General features: G+C 41.8%; 16 protein-coding genes. 9 read left to right on the top strand and 7 right to left on the bottom strand.

Annotation, left to right across the window (positions count from 1 at the left end; genetic code table 11):
• Positions 1-60: 60 nt before the first annotated feature.
• The gene (locus ACT3QN_RS11165) at positions 61-1560 is read right to left on the bottom strand and encodes a SulP family inorganic anion transporter (protein WP_179799104.1); all 1500 of its coding nucleotides are present in this window, start codon (positions 1558-1560) and stop codon (positions 61-63) included.
• Positions 1561-2248: 688 nt separating this feature from the next.
• Between ACT3QN_RS11165 and murD the strand changes: the two genes are divergently transcribed.
• A complete protein-coding gene (gene murD, locus ACT3QN_RS11160) occupies positions 2249-3673 on the top strand; it encodes a UDP-N-acetylmuramoyl-L-alanine--D-glutamate ligase (RefSeq protein WP_444522974.1) in 1425 nt (474 codons plus the stop codon).
• 276 nt (positions 3674-3949) lie between these two features.
• Positions 3950-5146 carry an FtsW/RodA/SpoVE family cell cycle protein gene (locus ACT3QN_RS11155; RefSeq protein ID WP_444522973.1) on the top strand — a complete coding sequence of 399 codons (1197 nt, stop codon included), beginning with the start codon at positions 3950-3952 and terminating at the stop codon, positions 5144-5146.
• 105 nt (positions 5147-5251) lie between these two features.
• Here the strand turns inward: ACT3QN_RS11155 and gluQRS are convergent, their stop codons facing one another.
• From gluQRS to ACT3QN_RS11125, 6 genes are all read right to left on the bottom strand, one after another.
• The gene (gene gluQRS / locus ACT3QN_RS11150; RefSeq protein WP_444522972.1) at positions 5252-6247 is read right to left on the bottom strand and encodes a tRNA glutamyl-Q(34) synthetase GluQRS; all 996 of its coding nucleotides are present in this window, start codon (positions 6245-6247) and stop codon (positions 5252-5254) included.
• Positions 6248-6489: 242 nt separating this feature from the next.
• A complete protein-coding gene (dksA, locus tag ACT3QN_RS11145) occupies positions 6490-6933 on the bottom strand; it encodes an RNA polymerase-binding protein DksA (RefSeq protein ID WP_444520673.1) in 444 nt (147 codons plus the stop codon).
• Positions 6934-7434: 501 nt separating this feature from the next.
• On the bottom strand, positions 7435-8280 hold the full coding sequence (locus tag ACT3QN_RS11140) for a metallophosphoesterase (RefSeq protein WP_444522971.1): 846 nt from the start codon (positions 8278-8280) through the stop codon (positions 7435-7437).
• A gap of 284 nt (positions 8281-8564) precedes the next feature.
• Complete coding sequence (locus ACT3QN_RS11135; protein WP_444520671.1) at positions 8565-9383, bottom strand: metal ABC transporter permease; 819 nt, start codon at positions 9381-9383, stop codon at positions 8565-8567.
• 97 nt (positions 9384-9480) lie between these two features.
• The gene (locus ACT3QN_RS11130) at positions 9481-10242 is read right to left on the bottom strand and encodes a metal ABC transporter ATP-binding protein (protein ID WP_444522970.1); all 762 of its coding nucleotides are present in this window, start codon (positions 10240-10242) and stop codon (positions 9481-9483) included.
• A 144-nt stretch (positions 10243-10386) separates the two neighbouring features.
• Positions 10387-10935: a Fur family transcriptional regulator gene (locus tag ACT3QN_RS11125; protein WP_444522969.1), complete on the bottom strand. Its 549-nt coding sequence runs from the start codon at positions 10933-10935 to the stop codon at positions 10387-10389.
• A gap of 185 nt (positions 10936-11120) precedes the next feature.
• Here ACT3QN_RS11125 and ACT3QN_RS11120 point away from each other — a divergent pair, with 185 nt between their 5' ends.
• The 7 genes from ACT3QN_RS11120 to atpA all read left to right on the top strand — a co-directional run bounded on the left by ACT3QN_RS11120 (position 11121) and on the right by atpA (position 17359).
• The gene (locus tag ACT3QN_RS11120) at positions 11121-12002 is read left to right on the top strand and encodes a metal ABC transporter solute-binding protein, Zn/Mn family (protein WP_444522968.1); all 882 of its coding nucleotides are present in this window, start codon (positions 11121-11123) and stop codon (positions 12000-12002) included.
• Positions 12003-12281: 279 nt separating this feature from the next.
• Positions 12282-12680, top strand: coding sequence for an ATP synthase subunit I (locus ACT3QN_RS11115; RefSeq protein ID WP_444522967.1), 399 nt, complete (start codon positions 12282-12284; stop codon positions 12678-12680).
• A gap of 667 nt (positions 12681-13347) precedes the next feature.
• Complete coding sequence (gene atpB / locus ACT3QN_RS11110) at positions 13348-14214, top strand: F0F1 ATP synthase subunit A (RefSeq protein ID WP_444520666.1); 867 nt, start codon at positions 13348-13350, stop codon at positions 14212-14214.
• A 33-nt stretch (positions 14215-14247) separates the two neighbouring features.
• The gene (atpE, locus tag ACT3QN_RS11105) at positions 14248-14496 is read left to right on the top strand and encodes a F0F1 ATP synthase subunit C (protein WP_010197960.1); all 249 of its coding nucleotides are present in this window, start codon (positions 14248-14250) and stop codon (positions 14494-14496) included.
• Positions 14497-14613: 117 nt separating this feature from the next.
• Positions 14614-15084: a F0F1 ATP synthase subunit B gene (locus ACT3QN_RS11100; RefSeq protein WP_319052000.1), complete on the top strand. Its 471-nt coding sequence runs from the start codon at positions 14614-14616 to the stop codon at positions 15082-15084.
• Between the two features lie 13 nt (positions 15085-15097).
• Positions 15098-15721 (top strand): F0F1 ATP synthase subunit delta, encoded by a 624-nt coding sequence (locus ACT3QN_RS11095; protein WP_444520665.1) that lies wholly within the window; start codon positions 15098-15100, stop codon positions 15719-15721.
• 93 nt (positions 15722-15814) lie between these two features.
• Entirely contained in the window at positions 15815-17359 is a 1545-nt protein-coding gene (gene atpA, locus ACT3QN_RS11090; protein WP_192518627.1) for a F0F1 ATP synthase subunit alpha, read from the top strand.
• Positions 17360-17522 lie beyond the last annotated feature (163 nt).

Raw genomic sequence — 17522 nt, 5'->3', positions numbered from 1 at the left:
ATATCCGATACATCAGCCATGGACTAACAATATAGTCACATGGCAACCGCATAGATGAGCTTAGTCCAATAAGCCAATATCACGGCGGTCGTGAACAGAGAAGCGGTCAATCAGTGTTCGGCTCGCATTGTTGAGTCCTACCACTTTGACATCAATACCTTCACGTTGCAAGCGCATCACTAGCTTGTCTAAGGTGTCAACAGCGCTGACATCCCAAAAGTGCGCTTGGCTGACATCAATCTGAATACTATCTACAGCTTCTTTGGTATCGAAACTATGTAGGAACTGGGTAGTAGAGGCAAAGAATACCTGTCCTTGAACATAATAGTAACGAGTATTGCTGCTGTCATCATATTCACTAAAGATAGTTAGGAATTGACCAATTTTATTGGCAAATGCTAAAGCAGATAGTAGGACACCTACGCCGACACCGTAAGCCAAGTTGTGAGTAAAGACAGTAGTCAATACAGTCGCCAGCATGACAATATTAAACGACATTGGATGCGTCTTAAACTCACGAATCGATTGCCAGTTAAACGTACCAATTGATACCATAATCATAACTGCAACTAAGGCTGCCATTGGAATTTGACTAACCCATTCGCTTAAGAACACGACCATAATAAGAAGGACAACACCAGCTATCAAGGTAGATAGACGAGTGCGGCCACCCGATTTGACGTTGATCATTGACTGGCCAATCATTGCACAGCCTGCCATACCACCGAAGAAACCTGATACGACATTGGCCATACCTTGTCCACGACACTCTTTGTTTTTATCACTTGGTGTATCGGTCAATTCATCGACGATAGTCGCTGTCATCATCGACTCTAAAAGACCGACAATGGCAAGCGCGATAGAATATGGTGCAATAATTAGCAAGGTATTTAGGTTTAATGGAATATCAGGTAACAAAAATACTGGCAATGAATCCGGCAAATCACCCATGCTACCAACGTTGCGAATATCAAGGTTCATATACATGGCAACAGCGGTCAAACCCACAATACAAATAAGCGGTGAAGGAATGATGCGACCGATTTTAGGGATAAGTGGAAACAGATAAATAATCGCCAAACCAGCTGCCGTCATGATGTAAACAGTCATGCCCACGCGCTCAGTCATCGGGTTCAGTTCTGGTAATTGTGCGGCAAAAATTAAGATTGCTAGCGCGTTGACGAAACCAATAACTACGGAGCGGGAGACAAAGCGCATCAGGTTACCAAGCTTTAGGATACCCATAACGACCTGAATGGCACCGCAAAGTAAGGTCGCGGCAAGCAAATATTGCAACCCATGGTCAGCAACCAAATCGACCATTACAAGTGCCATAGCGCCAGTCGCTGCCGAAATCATCCCTGGACGACCACCGACAAAACTGATCACGACTGCGATACAAAATGAGGCGTATAAGCCAACCTTTGGATCAACACCAGCGATAATAGAAAAAGCAATGGCTTCAGGAATAAGGGCTAGTGCTACAACCAAACCCGATAAAACGTCACCGCGAACATTGGAAAACCACTCGTCACGCAAGTTATCAATAAAAGATGTCATAAGTAAACTACATAGGGTTAGAGGCAAAAAAAGTAATCATTACTCATTTATAAAATGATCGCGTCGCTAATAATAGCTATTCATTTTTCTTTTACTTCAACATGTACTAGGTCATGTTGCTGTGTTGGATTGTGAGAAACTAATAACCAAAATATCTAACTACTAACTAAGGTATCTATTGATTTTTTTGGTATCAAAAATACGCTCATCAATAATCAATACGATGATAAGGGTAGTAAATTACCTAAAAATATTTTTTAAAAGATTGCTTAAAATAGGCGACTAGATAGATGTACCTACAATAATATATAGAGTCAGCAATCACTTGCTGTAGTAGAAGGTGATATATCACTCGTCAAATTATCAAAATTGTCTGATATACCTCTATCACAACAACAATCGTTAATGAAGAAGCGTGACAATAGCGCGATAAACGTGACAACATGCTAAACTAAAATGCTTGAGCTATGTGCTCAGCAAAATACTGATAAATATTAACCAAGCTTACTATTATAGCATTAGCCACTTAATATAAAAACAGGCGAATAATAGCATAAAGTCATAAAAAATCAGTACCGAAATCTGAACGATGGCGTTAAGATGCTGCACATCTTAGCGGCGTCGATTAGAGTCGCTATACAGTAAATATCTTTAATGCAACTTTTCTCGTTTAATAGAAGGAATAGATATGACCACTAATACAGCAACAGAAGCCTTACTTCATAAGGGTAGTGGTCTACAAGTCGTGGTTGGTTTGGGACAGTCTGGATTATCCGTTGCGCATTATCTGGCCAAACAAGGCTATCAAGTCGCAGTCACTGATGCTCAAGTTGCGCCTAAACTGGCCGATCAATTACCAGCCGAGATAGAGATTCGTCAGTTTGGCGCGATAGATGCAGACTTATTGCAGCAAGCAGCTCGTATCATTATTAGCCCAGGTATTTCTCTTAAAACTACCGCTGTGGCTGCTGCTCGCCAAGCCAATATTTCTGTAGTCAGCGATATTCAACTGTTTTGTGAAGCCTGTACTGCACCTATTGTCGCGATTACAGGCTCTAATGCAAAAAGTACGGTTACCACGTTAGTAGGCCAAATGGCGGCAGATGCTGGCGTTAATGTGGGTGTCGGTGGCAATATTGGTGTACCAGCCTTAACGTTACTAGATAATTCTGATATGGAGCTTGCGGTACTTGAGCTGTCTAGCTTCCAATTAGAAACCGTCACCAATTTGGGCGCAAAGGTAGCGACTGTTCTTAATATGTCGCCTGATCATTTAGATCGTCATGGAGACATGCTCGGTTACCATCAAGCCAAACACCGTATCTTTCAAGGTGCCAAGTCAGTGATGATAAACCGTGAAGATGCACTTACTCGTCCATTGGTCGCAGACAACCTGCCGAGAATTAGTACCGGTATTCATGCCCCTGATAAAGGTCAGTACGGGCTTATTACCGACATAGAAGGCCAAATTTATCTTGCTCGTGGTACAGAACGATTACTGTCGGCAGATAAACTGTTGATTAAAGGCCGTCATAATCTACTGAATGCACAAGCGGCTCTTGCCCTTGGTGAGCTTGCAGGATTACCGCTAGAGAGTATGCTGAACACTTTGCAACAGTTCGCAGGTCTTGAACACCGCTGCCAATATGTGGCTAATGCTGCTGGCATTGATTATTTTAACGACTCTAAAGGCACCAATATTGGTTCGACCATGGCCGCTATCAAAGGCTTGGGCGCAGTCTATGCACCGAAGGACGGTAAACTATTATTGATCTTAGGCGGGCAAGGCAAAGGACAACAGTTTGGTGAATTAACGCCTTTTATCAATCAATACGTGAGCCAAGTCTTATTCATTGGTGAAGATGGTCAACAGATTGAACAACATCTAAGAGATGCGAAATTGAGTGACGATGTCGCACTGCATCAGTGTCAGACATTAGAGAATGCGTTTGCGACTATCCAACAAGTCACTACCAGTAGTTTATCGCAAGTGCAGGCTATATTGCTGTCACCTGCCTGTGCTAGCTTTGACCAATATAGTGGTTATGCCGCGCGCGGTGACCACTTTAGCCAACTGGTCAATCAATTAGACACAGCGCAATCAGAAGCTTGATAGGTCGTTGGGTGTTTTAATCAGCTACATAGATCGGCATAGCAGATGTTTTGTCTCTAGCTATAGTCAGTATTTTATGATAAACGATTGTTTTGCTTATAGATTGCTGCTACTGTCAAGCATATAACCCTGACTGCTTAAATAGGTGCTAGCTAAGACGTTTGCCGACGGCTGAGGCTTTTCTATCACCTATCTAGTAAGATTTACTTTATGATTTTTTAAACGGTGGCGTTTCATAGACGCCGTGTTTTTTCGTTTGTTAGTGTATATAAAATTATGGCGCTCTCTTCTTTTTTTCGTTCCTCGCCCCAAACCAATCAAACCTCTGGCTCAGATGGTGTTCTGTCTATGCCGTCAGCGCGCGCAATTTTGTTAGCAAGCGTCGGCTGTATGATGGTGCTGAGTCTACTGATGGTTGCTTCTGCTTCTATTCCTTTTGCGCTTAGCCGCGGTATGACAGAGCTGTATTTCTTCAAAAACCAGCTGTTGTATATGACGATTGGTTTAATCGTTGCGGTTATTCCTTATTATGGCGTGTCTTTACGCACACTGTATAAGACCGAGACCCAGTTTGCCTTGCTAGGCATCACAGGGTTATTACTTGTGGCTACGTTGTTTAGTACGCCAATTAATGGTTCCAAACGCTGGCTTACAATAGGCGGCTTTAATTTTCAGGTAGCAGAGCTGGCCAAACTGGTCATGATCGTGTTTGTATCTGATTTTGTGGTACGCCGATCTTTTGAAGTTCGTAATGGCTTAGATGGTTTCTTACGAATTATGCTGGTAGTAGCGCTGATAACGATATTGTTATTGTCGCAGCCAGACTTTGGTTCTTTTGTCGTCATCATTGGTACACTGTTTGCGATTTTTTATATCGCTGGGGCACCTTATAAGCACTTCTTAGCATTGGGCGCTGCTGCTGTTGGCGGGGCTGTGTTGATGGTTACCACAGCAGAGTACCGATTGGTGCGTGTAATGTCATTTATGGATCCATTTGATGACGTACAGGATACTGATTATCAGCTTGCGCGTAGTTTGATCGCCTTTGGTCGTGGACAATTCACGGGTGTTGGCTATGGCGAAAGTGTACAAAAACTATCGCATTTGCCTGAAGCACATACGGATTTCTTATTGGCTATTACAGGTGAAGAGTTAGGTTTTGTCGGTGTCAGCATGGTACTGATACTTGAGGCGTTAATTATTGGTAGTGCGATGCGTATCAGTTATAACGCGCTCAAACGCCGTCAAATGCGTATGAGCTATACCGCTTTTGGTATTGGCGTAGTATTTATTGCCCAGACGATTATTAACGCTGCGATGAATATGGGCGCCATTCCAACCAAAGGTTTGACTATGCCGTTCTTTAGTTATGGCGGTTCGTCTATGTTGATTAGCTTGGTTATGGTCGCGCTATTGTTGAAGATATATAAAGAAAGCCCTGAAATAGAAAAAAGCCAATGCCGTTATTATTAAGAAATTCAAAGTGTCGGTAAATAATGCTGAGCATTATTGGAAAATAAGAAAGCGTCACTGGTAGTGGCGCTTTTTTTTGTCTGTTTTATGATTTTTTAACGCTTATTAATAGGGCAGGTTTAACTGCTGTTTGCCTTGTAGCGGGGTATTGTCCCACTGAGCAATAGCTTGTTTAAGCATATTTTCTGGTGTATCGCTATCGATTTTTGGTTGCTGTAATAGTGACAGGGCTTCAGCGATGAGCTGGCTTGGATCTGATGTATCGATTGGTTGAGCAAGGTTTTGCTTAGAGAGCTTTTGACCATCAGCATTGTTAATCAATGGCAGATGGTACCACCGATCAATAGTGGGTAGGCGTGCGGCTTGCATAATACCGATCTGTGCAGTCGTCATAGGTAGGATATCAAGGCCGCGCATGATATGAGTAACCTGCTGCAGACCATCATCAAGACTGGCCGCCAGTATGTAATTGATCATACCGTCTTGGCGACGAGCAACCATATCACCCAACGTCTGCTGTGGATTGTCCCACTGTAACCCCTGAATACCGTCATTGAAACCAATCCGATAGTCTGGTAGCTGAATACGTAGCTTATGCTGCTGTCTATCAAGGTTAGCTGCCACACAGCGACGCGGATACTGCTGTCTATTGGGCTGTATTTGCTCAATTGATGAGACTTGCTTGTCTGATAACGTTTGATCAGTTGATACTGCTAGGTGAGTATGACTATGGTTTCTGCTTATTTCTTCTTGCGCCCAGTATTGTTCTAAATCTTTACGGGAACATCGGCAGCCATACGTTAACGGCTGTAGACACGACGATAAGTAATCATTATAGATATCAATGCGCTCAGACTGATAAACAACATCATCATCCCAATGTAGTCCCAATGTCTCAAGGTCTATTAGGATCTGCTCCGTAAACTGCCTATCACAGCGTTCAGTATCGGTATCTTCCATACGCAAAAGCCATTTGCCACCGATTGATTTAATATGGCAAAAGCTGGCAAGCGCAGTGGTCAGAGAACCAAGATGTAATTCACCTGTTGGTGAGGGTGCAAAGCGGCCAATAGGCTGTGAGGATTCGGTTTGAGTTGGCATGTGAATAGGTGTTGTTTTCAAAATAAATGGCTATCGATAAAGGTAATAGAGATAGAATAATAAATATGAGTATCAAAAGATATTCATTAAATACGATTATTTTGTTAGTTATGTCATTATTTTGGCAATTATATGTGTCAGAGTAGAGTGAAGTAATTTAACAAAGTAGTGAAAGTCTAAAATGCAAAAAGCGACCTATTATAAGGTCGCTTATGCTTACATACTTACTTGCAATATCTGATCTAAGCGCCTTGGTTTTGGCGTTCTTTGATTTCGGATAAGGTTTTGCAGTCGATACACTGTGTCGCGGTTGGACGTGCTTCGAGGCGACGCAACCCAATTTCTACACCACAAGTTTCACAAAATCCGTAGTCATCGTTTTCGATCTCTAACATCGATTTGTCGATTTTGCGGATAAGTTTGCGCTCACGGTCACGAGTACGTAATGCCAGTGCGAACTCTTCTTCTTGAGTTGCGCGGTCATTGATATCTGGCATAGCACTGGATTCATCTTGGATGTAGTTTTTAGTACGATCCGCTTCGCCAATCAGTTGGTTTTTCCAATCCAATAAAATGGTCTTAAAATGCTCCAACTGCGCATCAGACATATACTCTTCGTCTTTGGCTGGCACATAAGGAGTAAATTTAACTTCACTCGGATTTGTAGTCGTAGTCAGGGTGCTCATATGGGTATCCTACTTTTTCAAATTAATTCAATAAAACGACGTATCAAAAGACAAGACGTTGTTAACGCTACAATTTGTCCTTTTATCAAACGTTTCACCACTTGGTAATACAAGTAACACAGCTGATCAAATAATATCGTAGACTTTATATACTGACAGTAATATACCGATTGTTAGTTATGTAGTTATATAAACTTCGGTTTTAATAATACTGTACTGTCTAAAGCATGCCGCAGGTCATTGATTGTGAAAACTGAGCTTGTGGTTAATGGGCCATCCTAGCTATCGTGTAGTGTTTTGATATGAGATATCAGTTCACCTTTGCTTTATTTCATAAGTTGTATCATTGTTTGTAATAATAATGAAGTGATTTTTTATATTGAATGCATATTTTTATTTGTTCATTACTACATTTTTTATCAAAAATTATTGGTGAAAGCTATAAGCACAAAGGGCTAAGACTTTCGTTAGCACCAACAATAGTGCCAGTAATTCTGGGCATCAAGTATCCAGTCTTTCAACCCAGCTTGCAACTGTTCCATTGTTGGCCAATTGCAACCAGCGATACCCTGGTAATGCATTCTCATCATATGAAAAGTCATCTTTGTGTGGTTTGAACTGATAGCAGGTAGATGGTGTGCTATAGACAGTGACGCCGTGACGATATTTGACTTGCTCTTGGTGAATATGACCACTGATGACCACTTGCAAATGCTCAAATGATTGCATGTGTTGCCAGAAACGCTCAGTATTTTTGGCCATATGAGTGTCAATCCAGTCGGATTCCACAGGTATGATATGGTGATGCAGAGCGATTAGTGCAGGTTTGTCACAGGTGCTAAGCCTTTTGCAAAGCCAATCAATATCGGTAAATGTGATCTCTCCTGCTACTTTTCCTGCAATGGATGAATCCAAGAGCAATAATTGCCAATAGTCCGTTTCAATGATATGTCGACTGAGTAAGCGTGTGTCAGCAGGACGAGCAACGAGCTTTCGCTGAAAAAAAGGCAGGTCTTTATCATTTTCATCTGTCACATCATGGTTACCAGCAATACAAGCAAAAGGAATCTGGGTCGCTTGTAACGTCTCGAAAATATGATCATAAATAGTGGCTTTTACTTTATTGACCAAGTCCCCGGTCACAACAATCAAGTCGCAACGAGTCTTCTCTTGAAGTGCTTGTTTGAGCACGTTTTCAAAACTTTGCTGACAGGCCATGTCGTCAAGCAAAACATCGTTCTCATTTGCATCCATTACAACGGGCGTAGATAAATGCAAATCAGTAATTTGCAAAACATTGAGCTTATCATCTGGTGTTTCTATTCTACTGGCAGGGTAGCTTGGCATTGGGTCAGTCCCTTATCGAATCAAAACAACAAGTATTGTTAGAACGAGTATGGATAATAGAGCGACTGTTATCTACTAGATACTTACAGATATTAGCACTGACAACGCTTACTAGATAATAGCGTTTACTGATGAATAGTTATTTATCAGACATTACCATCTCAGTCGTATTTGATTTATACAGCTTTATAATACATATAGCGAAAAAAATTAGCGTTATTAGCAAAATAAAGCTGAATAAGAAGGGCGTCAGGAACAGTCATTGTATAGATATTATAGCGTAGTTAACGATTGACTGACCAAGATTTTATCTTTATTAGCTTTGAAAAAATCATTGCTACAAAAAATAAAGCGGCTAATATCAAGACGATAGACAGACCAGTTTGTATATCAAACCAAATACTGCCCCACACACCAAGGGTTACACCACATTGCGCAGTAATCATAGCTACAATCACCATTTGTTTTGGTGAAGCGACCCATAAACGTGCGGTTAAAGCGGGCAACACTAATAACCCACTGATTAGCAAGCTACCAACAGCCTGTAGAGCAACGGCACAAAAACCTGCCAAAATACCCATAAAGAATAGCCGTTGACGTGTTGGGTTAATGCCCTGAATACGTGCCAGTGCCTCATGGGTTGCCAGCTTTATCTGCGCTGGCCATATATAGCGTAGTAAACCCAAACCAACTAAAACGCTGCCCGCCAGTAAAGGCAAGTCAGCCCAACCAAGCTCCAATAAATTACCGAATAAAAACCCCAATACATTGGCCTGCTGGTCTGTTAGTTGAGTTAGGGTCAATAAACCCAAACACAGTAATGACACTGCAACGACGGCCAATACTGCGTCAGCAGGTAAACGCTCATCATCAATCAATACCAACCCTAACACCACCACGACACTGACTAATGCAACACCGATTCCCATCGGCAGCTGCCACCACGCTGCTAGAGCCACACCTAGCAAAGTACCATGTGCTAAAGCATCAGCAAAAAAGGCCATACGGCGCCACAGTACCAAACAACCTAAAGGTGCTGATAGTAGCGCTAAAATACTGCCAGCGATCCAAGCAGGAGCGATAATAGCTAACCAAGAGGTCATAATAAATATCCATGAAATTTTGTAGAAGCGTAATACTGTATTACTAGATGGCACAACATCGAAATCAATACAGCTAAGGCGTGTGTGGTGTTGAGATTTATAGTTCGAGCTCGTTTGGCGCATGATGCTGGCAAGCATGTGGTTGATGCACATACGGTTGTTCATAGTAATGACCAAACAACTTTTTAAACTCGGTACTAATGGCAAGCTCGCTGGGTTGTCCTTCGCAGCAAATATGCTTATTGAGACAGATAACGCGTCGACTACCTCTCATAACCCAGTGCAAATCATGGGATATTACTAACATGGCACAACGTAAAAAATCTGGTAACTTATCGATAAATTGATATAGCCAAACCTCTGTATCAGGGTCAAGCCCTTGCATAGGCTCATCCAAGATTAACAAGTTGGGTTTATCCAACAATGCTCGGGCAAGCAACACTCGCTGGGCTTCTCCACCTGATAAATGCAACATTTGCCGCGATAACAAATGCGTCAATGCTAAATTATCAAATATGAACTGGCGCTGCTCAGCGGTTAGCCGCTTTTTATCTGCTTGATCTAGTAGGTCGCTGACTCGCAATGGCAATATTGGCGGAACTGTAAACCGCTGTGGCACGTAGCCAAGCTGAAGCGGTTGATGCGCTGTGACACTGCCCTTGGTTGGGTCAATTAAACCCAATATGAGTTTGACCAATGTTGATTTCCCAGCTCCGTTAGGCCCAACGAGACTGACTGTCTCATTGACTGCAATGTCGATATCGATATTCGAGAGAAGACGTTGCGGTCCAATATAGTAGCTGATATTGCGTAGGCTCAGCAGTTGGCTAATATCATTCGAAGTATTGTTATGCGCCATAGGAGCGCCCGATTGATTAGAAGATAAAGTAGACAGGTTCATAATGTGACAACGAATAGATAAATAAAAAATGTAGACAACCAGAATATAGGTATCGAAAATTACTAAAAAAGCATTGGAAAGTGTTAGGCGGATATCTATAGGTTACTGGCAGACTTGGCACCGACCACTGAGCTCGATTACGCTGCGTTCAACAACAAAGTCCATATCTTGTTCAGCGAAATTCATCATTTCTTGTACTGGCAAGCTGCTACATTCTTTTACTCGATGGCACTGATCGCAAATTAAAAATGCGGCTGTATGCTGTGCTCTTGGATGACAGCAAGGAACGTAGGCATTGATAGACGTTAATTGGTGAATTAACCCCTCGCTTAATAAAAATTCTAAACTGCGATAAACCGTTGGTGGAGCAACGTTCTTTGAAGTTTGTTTGTCGCCCGATTGCTCTTTTGTCTCGTTACGGCTGTCAGTATCTGATAGGCGCATGCTCTGTAATTGAGCGATTAAATCATAGGCCCCAATAGGCTTATTGGCTTCTAATATCAATTGGTATATTTGTTGACGCAAGGCCGTAAAACGTGAGCCATTTAAGCGACATTGTTCTCTTGCTGCGTTTAGGCGTTCTACCACATCTTGCGGCGTCAAGTCTTGCGCATCATGTAAATGTTCACAAGTCGATGAATGAATAGACATAGTAGGAACTCCTAAAAATAAAATAACTTTTTTATTAGTTTTTTTGTTGTTATAGTATAACATAATAAAATAAGAAACAGATAAGCCGTCTTCATACGTCTGTTTTGTGGTTGCTTTTTATCACTATCTCTCTCTAATAAATATAATGTCTGAACACCATCACTCATATATCAAAGATACCTACTATGAACTCAGTTTTTAACCATCTATTACGTCCGATCACCATGCTAAAGCGTTTGCTAATCTCTGGAGTGGCGCTAGGTTTTTTGACACTAAGCGCTCAGGCAGCTACTGTAAGTGTGAGCAACTATCCGATGTTTCTACTCAGTGAAGCAGTCACTGAGGGAACACCATCTGCAAACAGAATCCTACAGGCAGGCGATGTGGGTCATCATGGTAGCGTCAGTCCGAGTGATATGAAGGCCATCAAAGATAGTAAGTTTGTGGTGTGGTTTGGACCGGCACTAGAAAACAGTCTAACAGGTAGTTTGCAAAATGCACCTAACGCTATTGCGATGTTTGATTTTGATGCATTTAATCGTTATCCGCTGCGTGATGTAAAAGGCGCGGCAATTGAAGGTACGATGGATCCACATATTTGGCTTGACCCTGAAAATGCGAAAGCTATTACTCGAGCGTTGGCAGTGATACATAGTCACGCTAATCCGGAGTATACAAGTACTTATCAAGCCAATGTCAAAAATTTTGCTAAACGTATGGACAAAGCAGTCGCAGATGTACAGCAAAGCTCGCAAACCGTACGTCCTTACTGGGTCTATCATGACGCTTATCAATATATCGAAAAAGCTACGCATATAAAGTTAGCAGGTAGCTTGAGCCCTGATCATCATATTTCTCCGAAGGCCAGTCAGCTACGTTGGTTAAATGAAAACCGTCCTACTAATCAAATGTGTATGGTTAACCAAGGTACAGTCTCAAAAGGTCTGCTTGCCAAGTTGCAGCCAGTAAAAACAACCATACAAGTTGAAGATATGAGCAGTAGCAAAGACTTTGTCAGTGGATGGCAGACAATGGCTCAGCAAATCAATCAATGTATAACATCGTAAATATAATATCAGCGGCTATATTCTAAGCTGTATAGGGGCGCTCAGGTAATGGTGTGATTTGGGTGTGACGTATGGGCACACGCCATTACCATAAGCATTTGAGTTAGGTGACTGATAAAAGTCAGATTTTACTTGCTTAATAGTTACAGCCTACCTATAATAAGTAGCGTTTTATTTCAGTCGAAAGGTAATACCTATAGATAAAGTAAGTCATTCACGGATAAAATTATCATAAGTATGATATATTGTCCCAATGCTGTAAGAGCTATAGGAATACCGATGACCAAGCCTGCTAAACGCACGCAAAAAGACAAAATTGGCATCTATATTAAACGACAAGCATGGATACTATTTATCTTTATTATCATTGCTTGGACAGTAGATACTATTTGGTTACATAGTAAACTTACAATAGCAAAAAGTGCCGCCATTGGTGCACTACTAAGCTTCATCACTCAAGCAGTATTTGCATTTTTTATTTTTTGGTATACCGGATATCGCGCGCGCCAACATATTGTTAGCCAGCTATATCGAGGTCAAATGTCAAAATGGCTATTGACCGTCTTTGGTTTTGCACTAATTTTTATTACCGTACAACCCCTATCTGCCTTAGCGCTGTTTATCGGTTTTATGGTAATGCAAATTAGTCACAGTTGGATGTTGTGGCATATACGCTAGCGCTAATAAATGATCGCTAAACAGATGGTTTATTAATAGTACTGGCAAGTCACCCTGCCGTCCAGCTTCTCTATGACTAGTTCGAAAAGTCGAAGTACAATGCTGTCTTGGGATAGCACCAGTGATTGTAAAGACCGCACTATGAGTCTCAATGTTAGATGTAACGCGAGGGTAGGGGTTACTAAACTACCTGTGTTTCTGATGCTTAGAATATTATTGTCTGATCATAGCTAGGGACTACGTGAATAAGTACAGCCAGTTGCTAACTTATTCATACAGCGGATAAAAAAATCACAATTGACTTTACACGAATACAACGCTGCATTAATATAGGCGGCTAAATATTATGCTTATAAGCGCTACATTATGCGCCGATCGTGAACAGCGGTCAGTAGGCAAGTACATATATAAGAATTTTGCGTATAAAAATGCAAGGGCTATTACTGAGTTATCGTAAGCCCTTTTTTGATAGCTAAAATTTATCTGATGCTATCAAATACTGCATATTAGTAATAGAACTATGGGTTGGATGTTGTTGGTTACATGAGTAACTTAGTACCGTTTATTTTGGCTCAATAGCAAAATAGATGCAGATACTATGCCTCATCAGATGACAACCATATTTTTGGTAGTTGATTAAATCGTTGATTAATAAGAAGCTTACATTATGGCATCCGAGCAAACATCATCAGAATATATCTCTCACCACTTAACGAATTGGACGTATGGCTATCTGCCGGGCGAAGGTTGGAAAGTTGCTCATACTGCTGAGGAAGCAGGGGCAATGGGCTTTAATGCTATCCATCTTGATTCTATGCTATGGTCAATTGGTCTGGGCATTTTGTTTTGCACCGTCTTTTGGATGGTTGCTAAAAAAGTCACCTCAGACGTGCCAGGAAAAACTCAAGCAGCAGTTGAGATGATCGTTGAGTTTGTTGATAACAACGTTCGTGATTCATACAGTGGTACATCAAAATTGATTGCGCCATTAGCGTTGACCATTTTTGTCTGGATCTTTTTGATGAACTTGATGGATTTAATCCCTGTCGATTTCATTCCAGGTATTGCTGGGCAAATCGGTGCTGCTATGGGTCATGATCCACACCATGTTTTCTTTAAGATTGTTCCAACGACTGATCCTAACATTACGCTTGGCATGTCGTTCTCTGTCTTTGCACTGATTATCTTTTATAGCATTAAAGAAAAAGGTTTAGGCGGCTTTATCGGAGAGTTAACACTGCATCCGTTTGGTGCCAAAAACCCAATCGTACAAGCGATTTTGATTCCCATCAACTTCATCCTAGAAGCAGTTACTCTAATAGCCAAACCTGTATCACTTGGTTTACGTCTATTCGGCAACATGTATGCTGGGGAATTGATTTTCATACTGATTGCTCTAATGCCGTTTTGGATTCAATGGGCGTTATCGGTACCGTGGGCTATCTTCCACATCTTAGTTATTACACTTCAAGCGTTCGTATTCATGATGCTGACGATAGTTTATATGTCGCTTGCATCATCAACTGAACATTAATTAGACATTCAATAGGTAAATGAGGATACATCAATGGATCCAGTATTAGGTGGTTACACAGTTATCGCAGTAGCACTACTTATCGGTCTTGGCGCACTTGGCACAGGTATTGGTTTTGCTATTCTAGGTGGAAAATTCTTAGAAGGCGTTGCGCGTCAACCAGAGCTTGGCTCACAATTGCAAACTCGTATGTTCATCGTAGCAGGTCTTCTTGATGCTATTCCGATGATCGGTGTTGGTATTGCTATGCTATTGTTGTTCGCTAACCCTCTAGCAGGTTAATCCGAAAGCTCAGTTGTAAATGTTTGGTATTCGGAAGCTTTCTATCAAATATAGTCAAATTTTGACTACCAAACATGATCAATGAAACTGATTTTTCATTAACAAAGAGGTGATCACGTGAATATCAATTTTACCCTCGTCGGTCAAGCCATTGCTTTTGCAATATTTGTGGTTTTCTGCATGAAATTCGTGTGGCCACCACTTATCGGTGCCATCAATGAGCGTCAGCGTAAAATTGCTGATGGTCTGAATGCCGCAGAGAAAGCAAAAGCAGATCTGGCGACCGCGGAGCAAAATGTCCAGCAGGAACTTGATCTTGCAAAGACCAAGGCCGCTGCTCTAATTGAGCAAGCGAACAAGAGTGCCAATCAGCTAGTCGAAGATGCAAAATCACAAGCCCAAGCGGAAGGTGAGCGCATTCGTCAACAAGCGCAAGCATCTATCGACCAAGAAATCAATCAAGCGCGTGAATCATTACGTGCCCAAGTTGCTGAACTGGCTGTACTTGGTGCAGAGAAGATTTTGCAAGATAAAGTCGATGCACAAAAACATGCCAGTATGCTAGACCAACTGGCGGCGAAGCTGTAATTGTGAGGATATAATGGCTGACTTATCAACCCTAGCACGACCGTACGCTAAAGCTGCGTTTGACTATGCCAATGAAAACGGCGCTGTACCTGAGTGGGAAGATTTCTTGCTTGTTGCTAGTACTGTTGTCAATGACAAGTCGTTCAGTACTTGGCTAGACAATCCAGCTGTTTCTGCTGAGCATAAGTCAGCTGCTTTGGTCGATCTTTATGACTCACAAGTGGCCGGTGATAACGACTCTGCTTTTAAACAGCTACTAGGCGAGAGCAAAGGTTCTCGCTACGGTAACAGTATTAGCTACCCTAAAATATCACCTGAGCTCAGTAATTTTGTTAAGCAGTTAGCGCTACAAGAGCGCCTAGCGCTGCTTCCTGAAATTTATGAGCATTATCGCCGTCACAAGGCAATAAGCTTAAAGCAGCTTGACGCATACGTGACTTCTGCCTACCCATTGACTGATGAACAGCGTCAGACGATACAAACACGTCTGACTACCTCGTTGAATGCGAGCATCGTGATTCACGAATCAGTTGATCCAAGTCTATTGGCAGGCGCTACAATCAAAGTCGGTGACAAAGTTATTGACGATTCGATGCGCGGCAAGTTACAACAGTTAAAAACACAGCTAACTGCCTAATGCCATTCATCAATACAGTCAAATATTGACGGTATGATTATAAGAGCATTTAAGTCAGTGGGCGGGTTATCATAAATTAAAGGAAACAAGGCAATGCAACAATTGAATCCAGCGGAAATCAGTAACCTGATTAAGCAGCGTATTCAAGACCTTGATGCGGGTGCAACTGCAAAGAATGAAGGCACGATTGTCAAAGTATCTGACGGTATCGTGCAGATTCATGGTCTTGAAGATGCCATGTACGGCGAAATGATTGAGTTTGAAGGCGAAATCTACGGAATGGCTCTAAACTTAGAGCGTGATTCTGTTGGCGCGGTAGTACTTGGTGATTACCTAAAGCTGCAAGAAGGTCAAAAAGCCTATTGTACTGGTCGTATTCTTGAAGTACCAGTAGGTCCTGAGCTGTTAGGCCGTGTTGTTGATGCTTTGGGTAATCCTATTGATGGCAAAGGTCCTATCGATGCTAAGATGACTGACAAAGTCGAAAAGATCGCTCCAGGCGTTATCGACCGTCAATCAGTAGATCAACCAGTAATGACTGGTTATAAAGCCGTTGATACCATGATTCCAATCGGTCGTGGTCAGCGTGAGCTTATCATTGGTGACCGTCAGACTGGTAAAACAGCGATGGCTATCGATGCGATTATCGCACAGAAAGCTTCTGGCATTAAATGTGTATACGTAGCTATCGGACAGAAACGTTCGACTATCGCTAACGTAGTACGTAAGCTTGAACAAACTGGCGCACTAGAATATACCACTGTTGTGGTTGCTTCAGCATCAGAGCCTGCAGCACTTCAGTATATCGCACCGTACTCAGGTTGTACGATGGGCGAATACTTCCGTGACCGCGGCGAAGATGCACTGATTGTATTTGATGACTTATCAAAGCAAGCAGTTGCTTACCGTCAGATTTCACTATTACTACGTCGTCCGCCAGGTCGTGAAGCATATCCTGGTGACGTATTCTATTTACACTCACGCCTACTTGAGCGTGCATCACGTGTAAATGCTGACTATGTAGAAAAATTCACTAACGGTGAAGTGAAAGGTAAAACTGGTTCTTTAACCGCACTACCAATCATTGAGACACAAGCTGGTGACGTATCTGCATTCGTACCAACTAACGTTATTTCAATCACTGATGGTCAGATCTTCTTAGAATCTAGCCTATTCAACTCAGGTATTCGTCCGGCAGTAAATGCTGGTATCTCGGTATCTCGTGTTGGTGGTTCAGCACAGACTAAGATTATTAAGAAATTATCTGGTGGTATTCGTACTGCTCTAGCTCAATATCGTGAACTAGCAGCATTTGCTCAGTTTGCATCAGATCTTGATGACGCAACTCGCGAACAGCTTGATCATGGTGAGCGTGTTACAGAGTTGATGAAGCAGAAACAGTATCAACCAATGTCAATTTCTGAGCAAGCAGCCGTTATCTATGCTTCAAACGAAGGCTTCTTATCTGATGTGCCTGTCGAAAAGATTGGTTCTTTTGAAGAAGCATACTTGCGTTATATGCATGATGAGCAAAGTGAATTGATGCGTGAGATTGATGACACTGCGAACTACAACGATGATATCGCAGGTCGTTTAAAGTCAGCTTTAGAGACCTTTAAACAAAATCACAGTTATTAATTTAACGGGTTAAGCCGAATTGGTTATAATTGTCGTTTGAAAAGTGGCGCGTTGTCTGACTAGATATTTGCGCCACTGTTTTAACCATTACCGGTATTAGATCGCGTAATGCCACAAGATATAAAATGTTATTCTATGGAATTGATGTTGTATATCAAACGAT

The sequence above is a fragment of the Psychrobacter sp. AOP7-C1-14 genome (genome assembly GCF_052376135.1).
GTDB lineage: Bacteria > Pseudomonadota > Gammaproteobacteria > Pseudomonadales > Moraxellaceae > Psychrobacter.
This window is presented reverse-complemented; position numbering and strand designations above follow the sequence as displayed.

Bases quoted from the DNA above. Each gene is read 5' to 3' on its own strand.
- ACT3QN_RS11130 (WP_444522970.1), bottom strand. From the start codon at position 10,242: ATGGCGCATAACAATACTTCGAATGATATTAGCCAACTGCTGAGCCTA.
- atpA (WP_192518627.1), top strand. From the start codon at position 15,815: ATGCAACAATTGAATCCAGCGGAAATCAGTAACCTGATTAAGCAGCGT.
- ACT3QN_RS11125 (WP_444522969.1), bottom strand. From the start codon at position 10,935: ATGTCTATTCATTCATCGACTTGTGAACATTTACATGATGCGCAAGAC.
- ACT3QN_RS11140 (WP_444522971.1), bottom strand. From the start codon at position 8,280: ATGCCAAGCTACCCTGCCAGTAGAATAGAAACACCAGATGATAAGCTC.
- ACT3QN_RS11115 (WP_444522967.1), top strand. From the start codon at position 12,282: ATGACCAAGCCTGCTAAACGCACGCAAAAAGACAAAATTGGCATCTAT.
- ACT3QN_RS11135 (WP_444520671.1), bottom strand. From the start codon at position 9,383: ATGACCTCTTGGTTAGCTATTATCGCTCCTGCTTGGATCGCTGGCAGT.
- ACT3QN_RS11120 (WP_444522968.1), top strand. From the start codon at position 11,121: ATGAACTCAGTTTTTAACCATCTATTACGTCCGATCACCATGCTAAAG.
- dksA (WP_444520673.1), bottom strand. From the start codon at position 6,933: ATGAGCACCCTGACTACGACTACAAATCCGAGTGAAGTTAAATTTACT.
- ACT3QN_RS11165 (WP_179799104.1), bottom strand. From the start codon at position 1,560: ATGACATCTTTTATTGATAACTTGCGTGACGAGTGGTTTTCCAATGTT.
- ACT3QN_RS11095 (WP_444520665.1), top strand. From the start codon at position 15,098: ATGGCTGACTTATCAACCCTAGCACGACCGTACGCTAAAGCTGCGTTT.
- atpB (WP_444520666.1), top strand. From the start codon at position 13,348: ATGGCATCCGAGCAAACATCATCAGAATATATCTCTCACCACTTAACG.
- gluQRS (WP_444522972.1), bottom strand. From the start codon at position 6,247: ATGCCAACTCAAACCGAATCCTCACAGCCTATTGGCCGCTTTGCACCC.
- ACT3QN_RS11155 (WP_444522973.1), top strand. From the start codon at position 3,950: ATGGCGCTCTCTTCTTTTTTTCGTTCCTCGCCCCAAACCAATCAAACC.
- atpE (WP_010197960.1), top strand. From the start codon at position 14,248: ATGGATCCAGTATTAGGTGGTTACACAGTTATCGCAGTAGCACTACTT.
- murD (WP_444522974.1), top strand. From the start codon at position 2,249: ATGACCACTAATACAGCAACAGAAGCCTTACTTCATAAGGGTAGTGGT.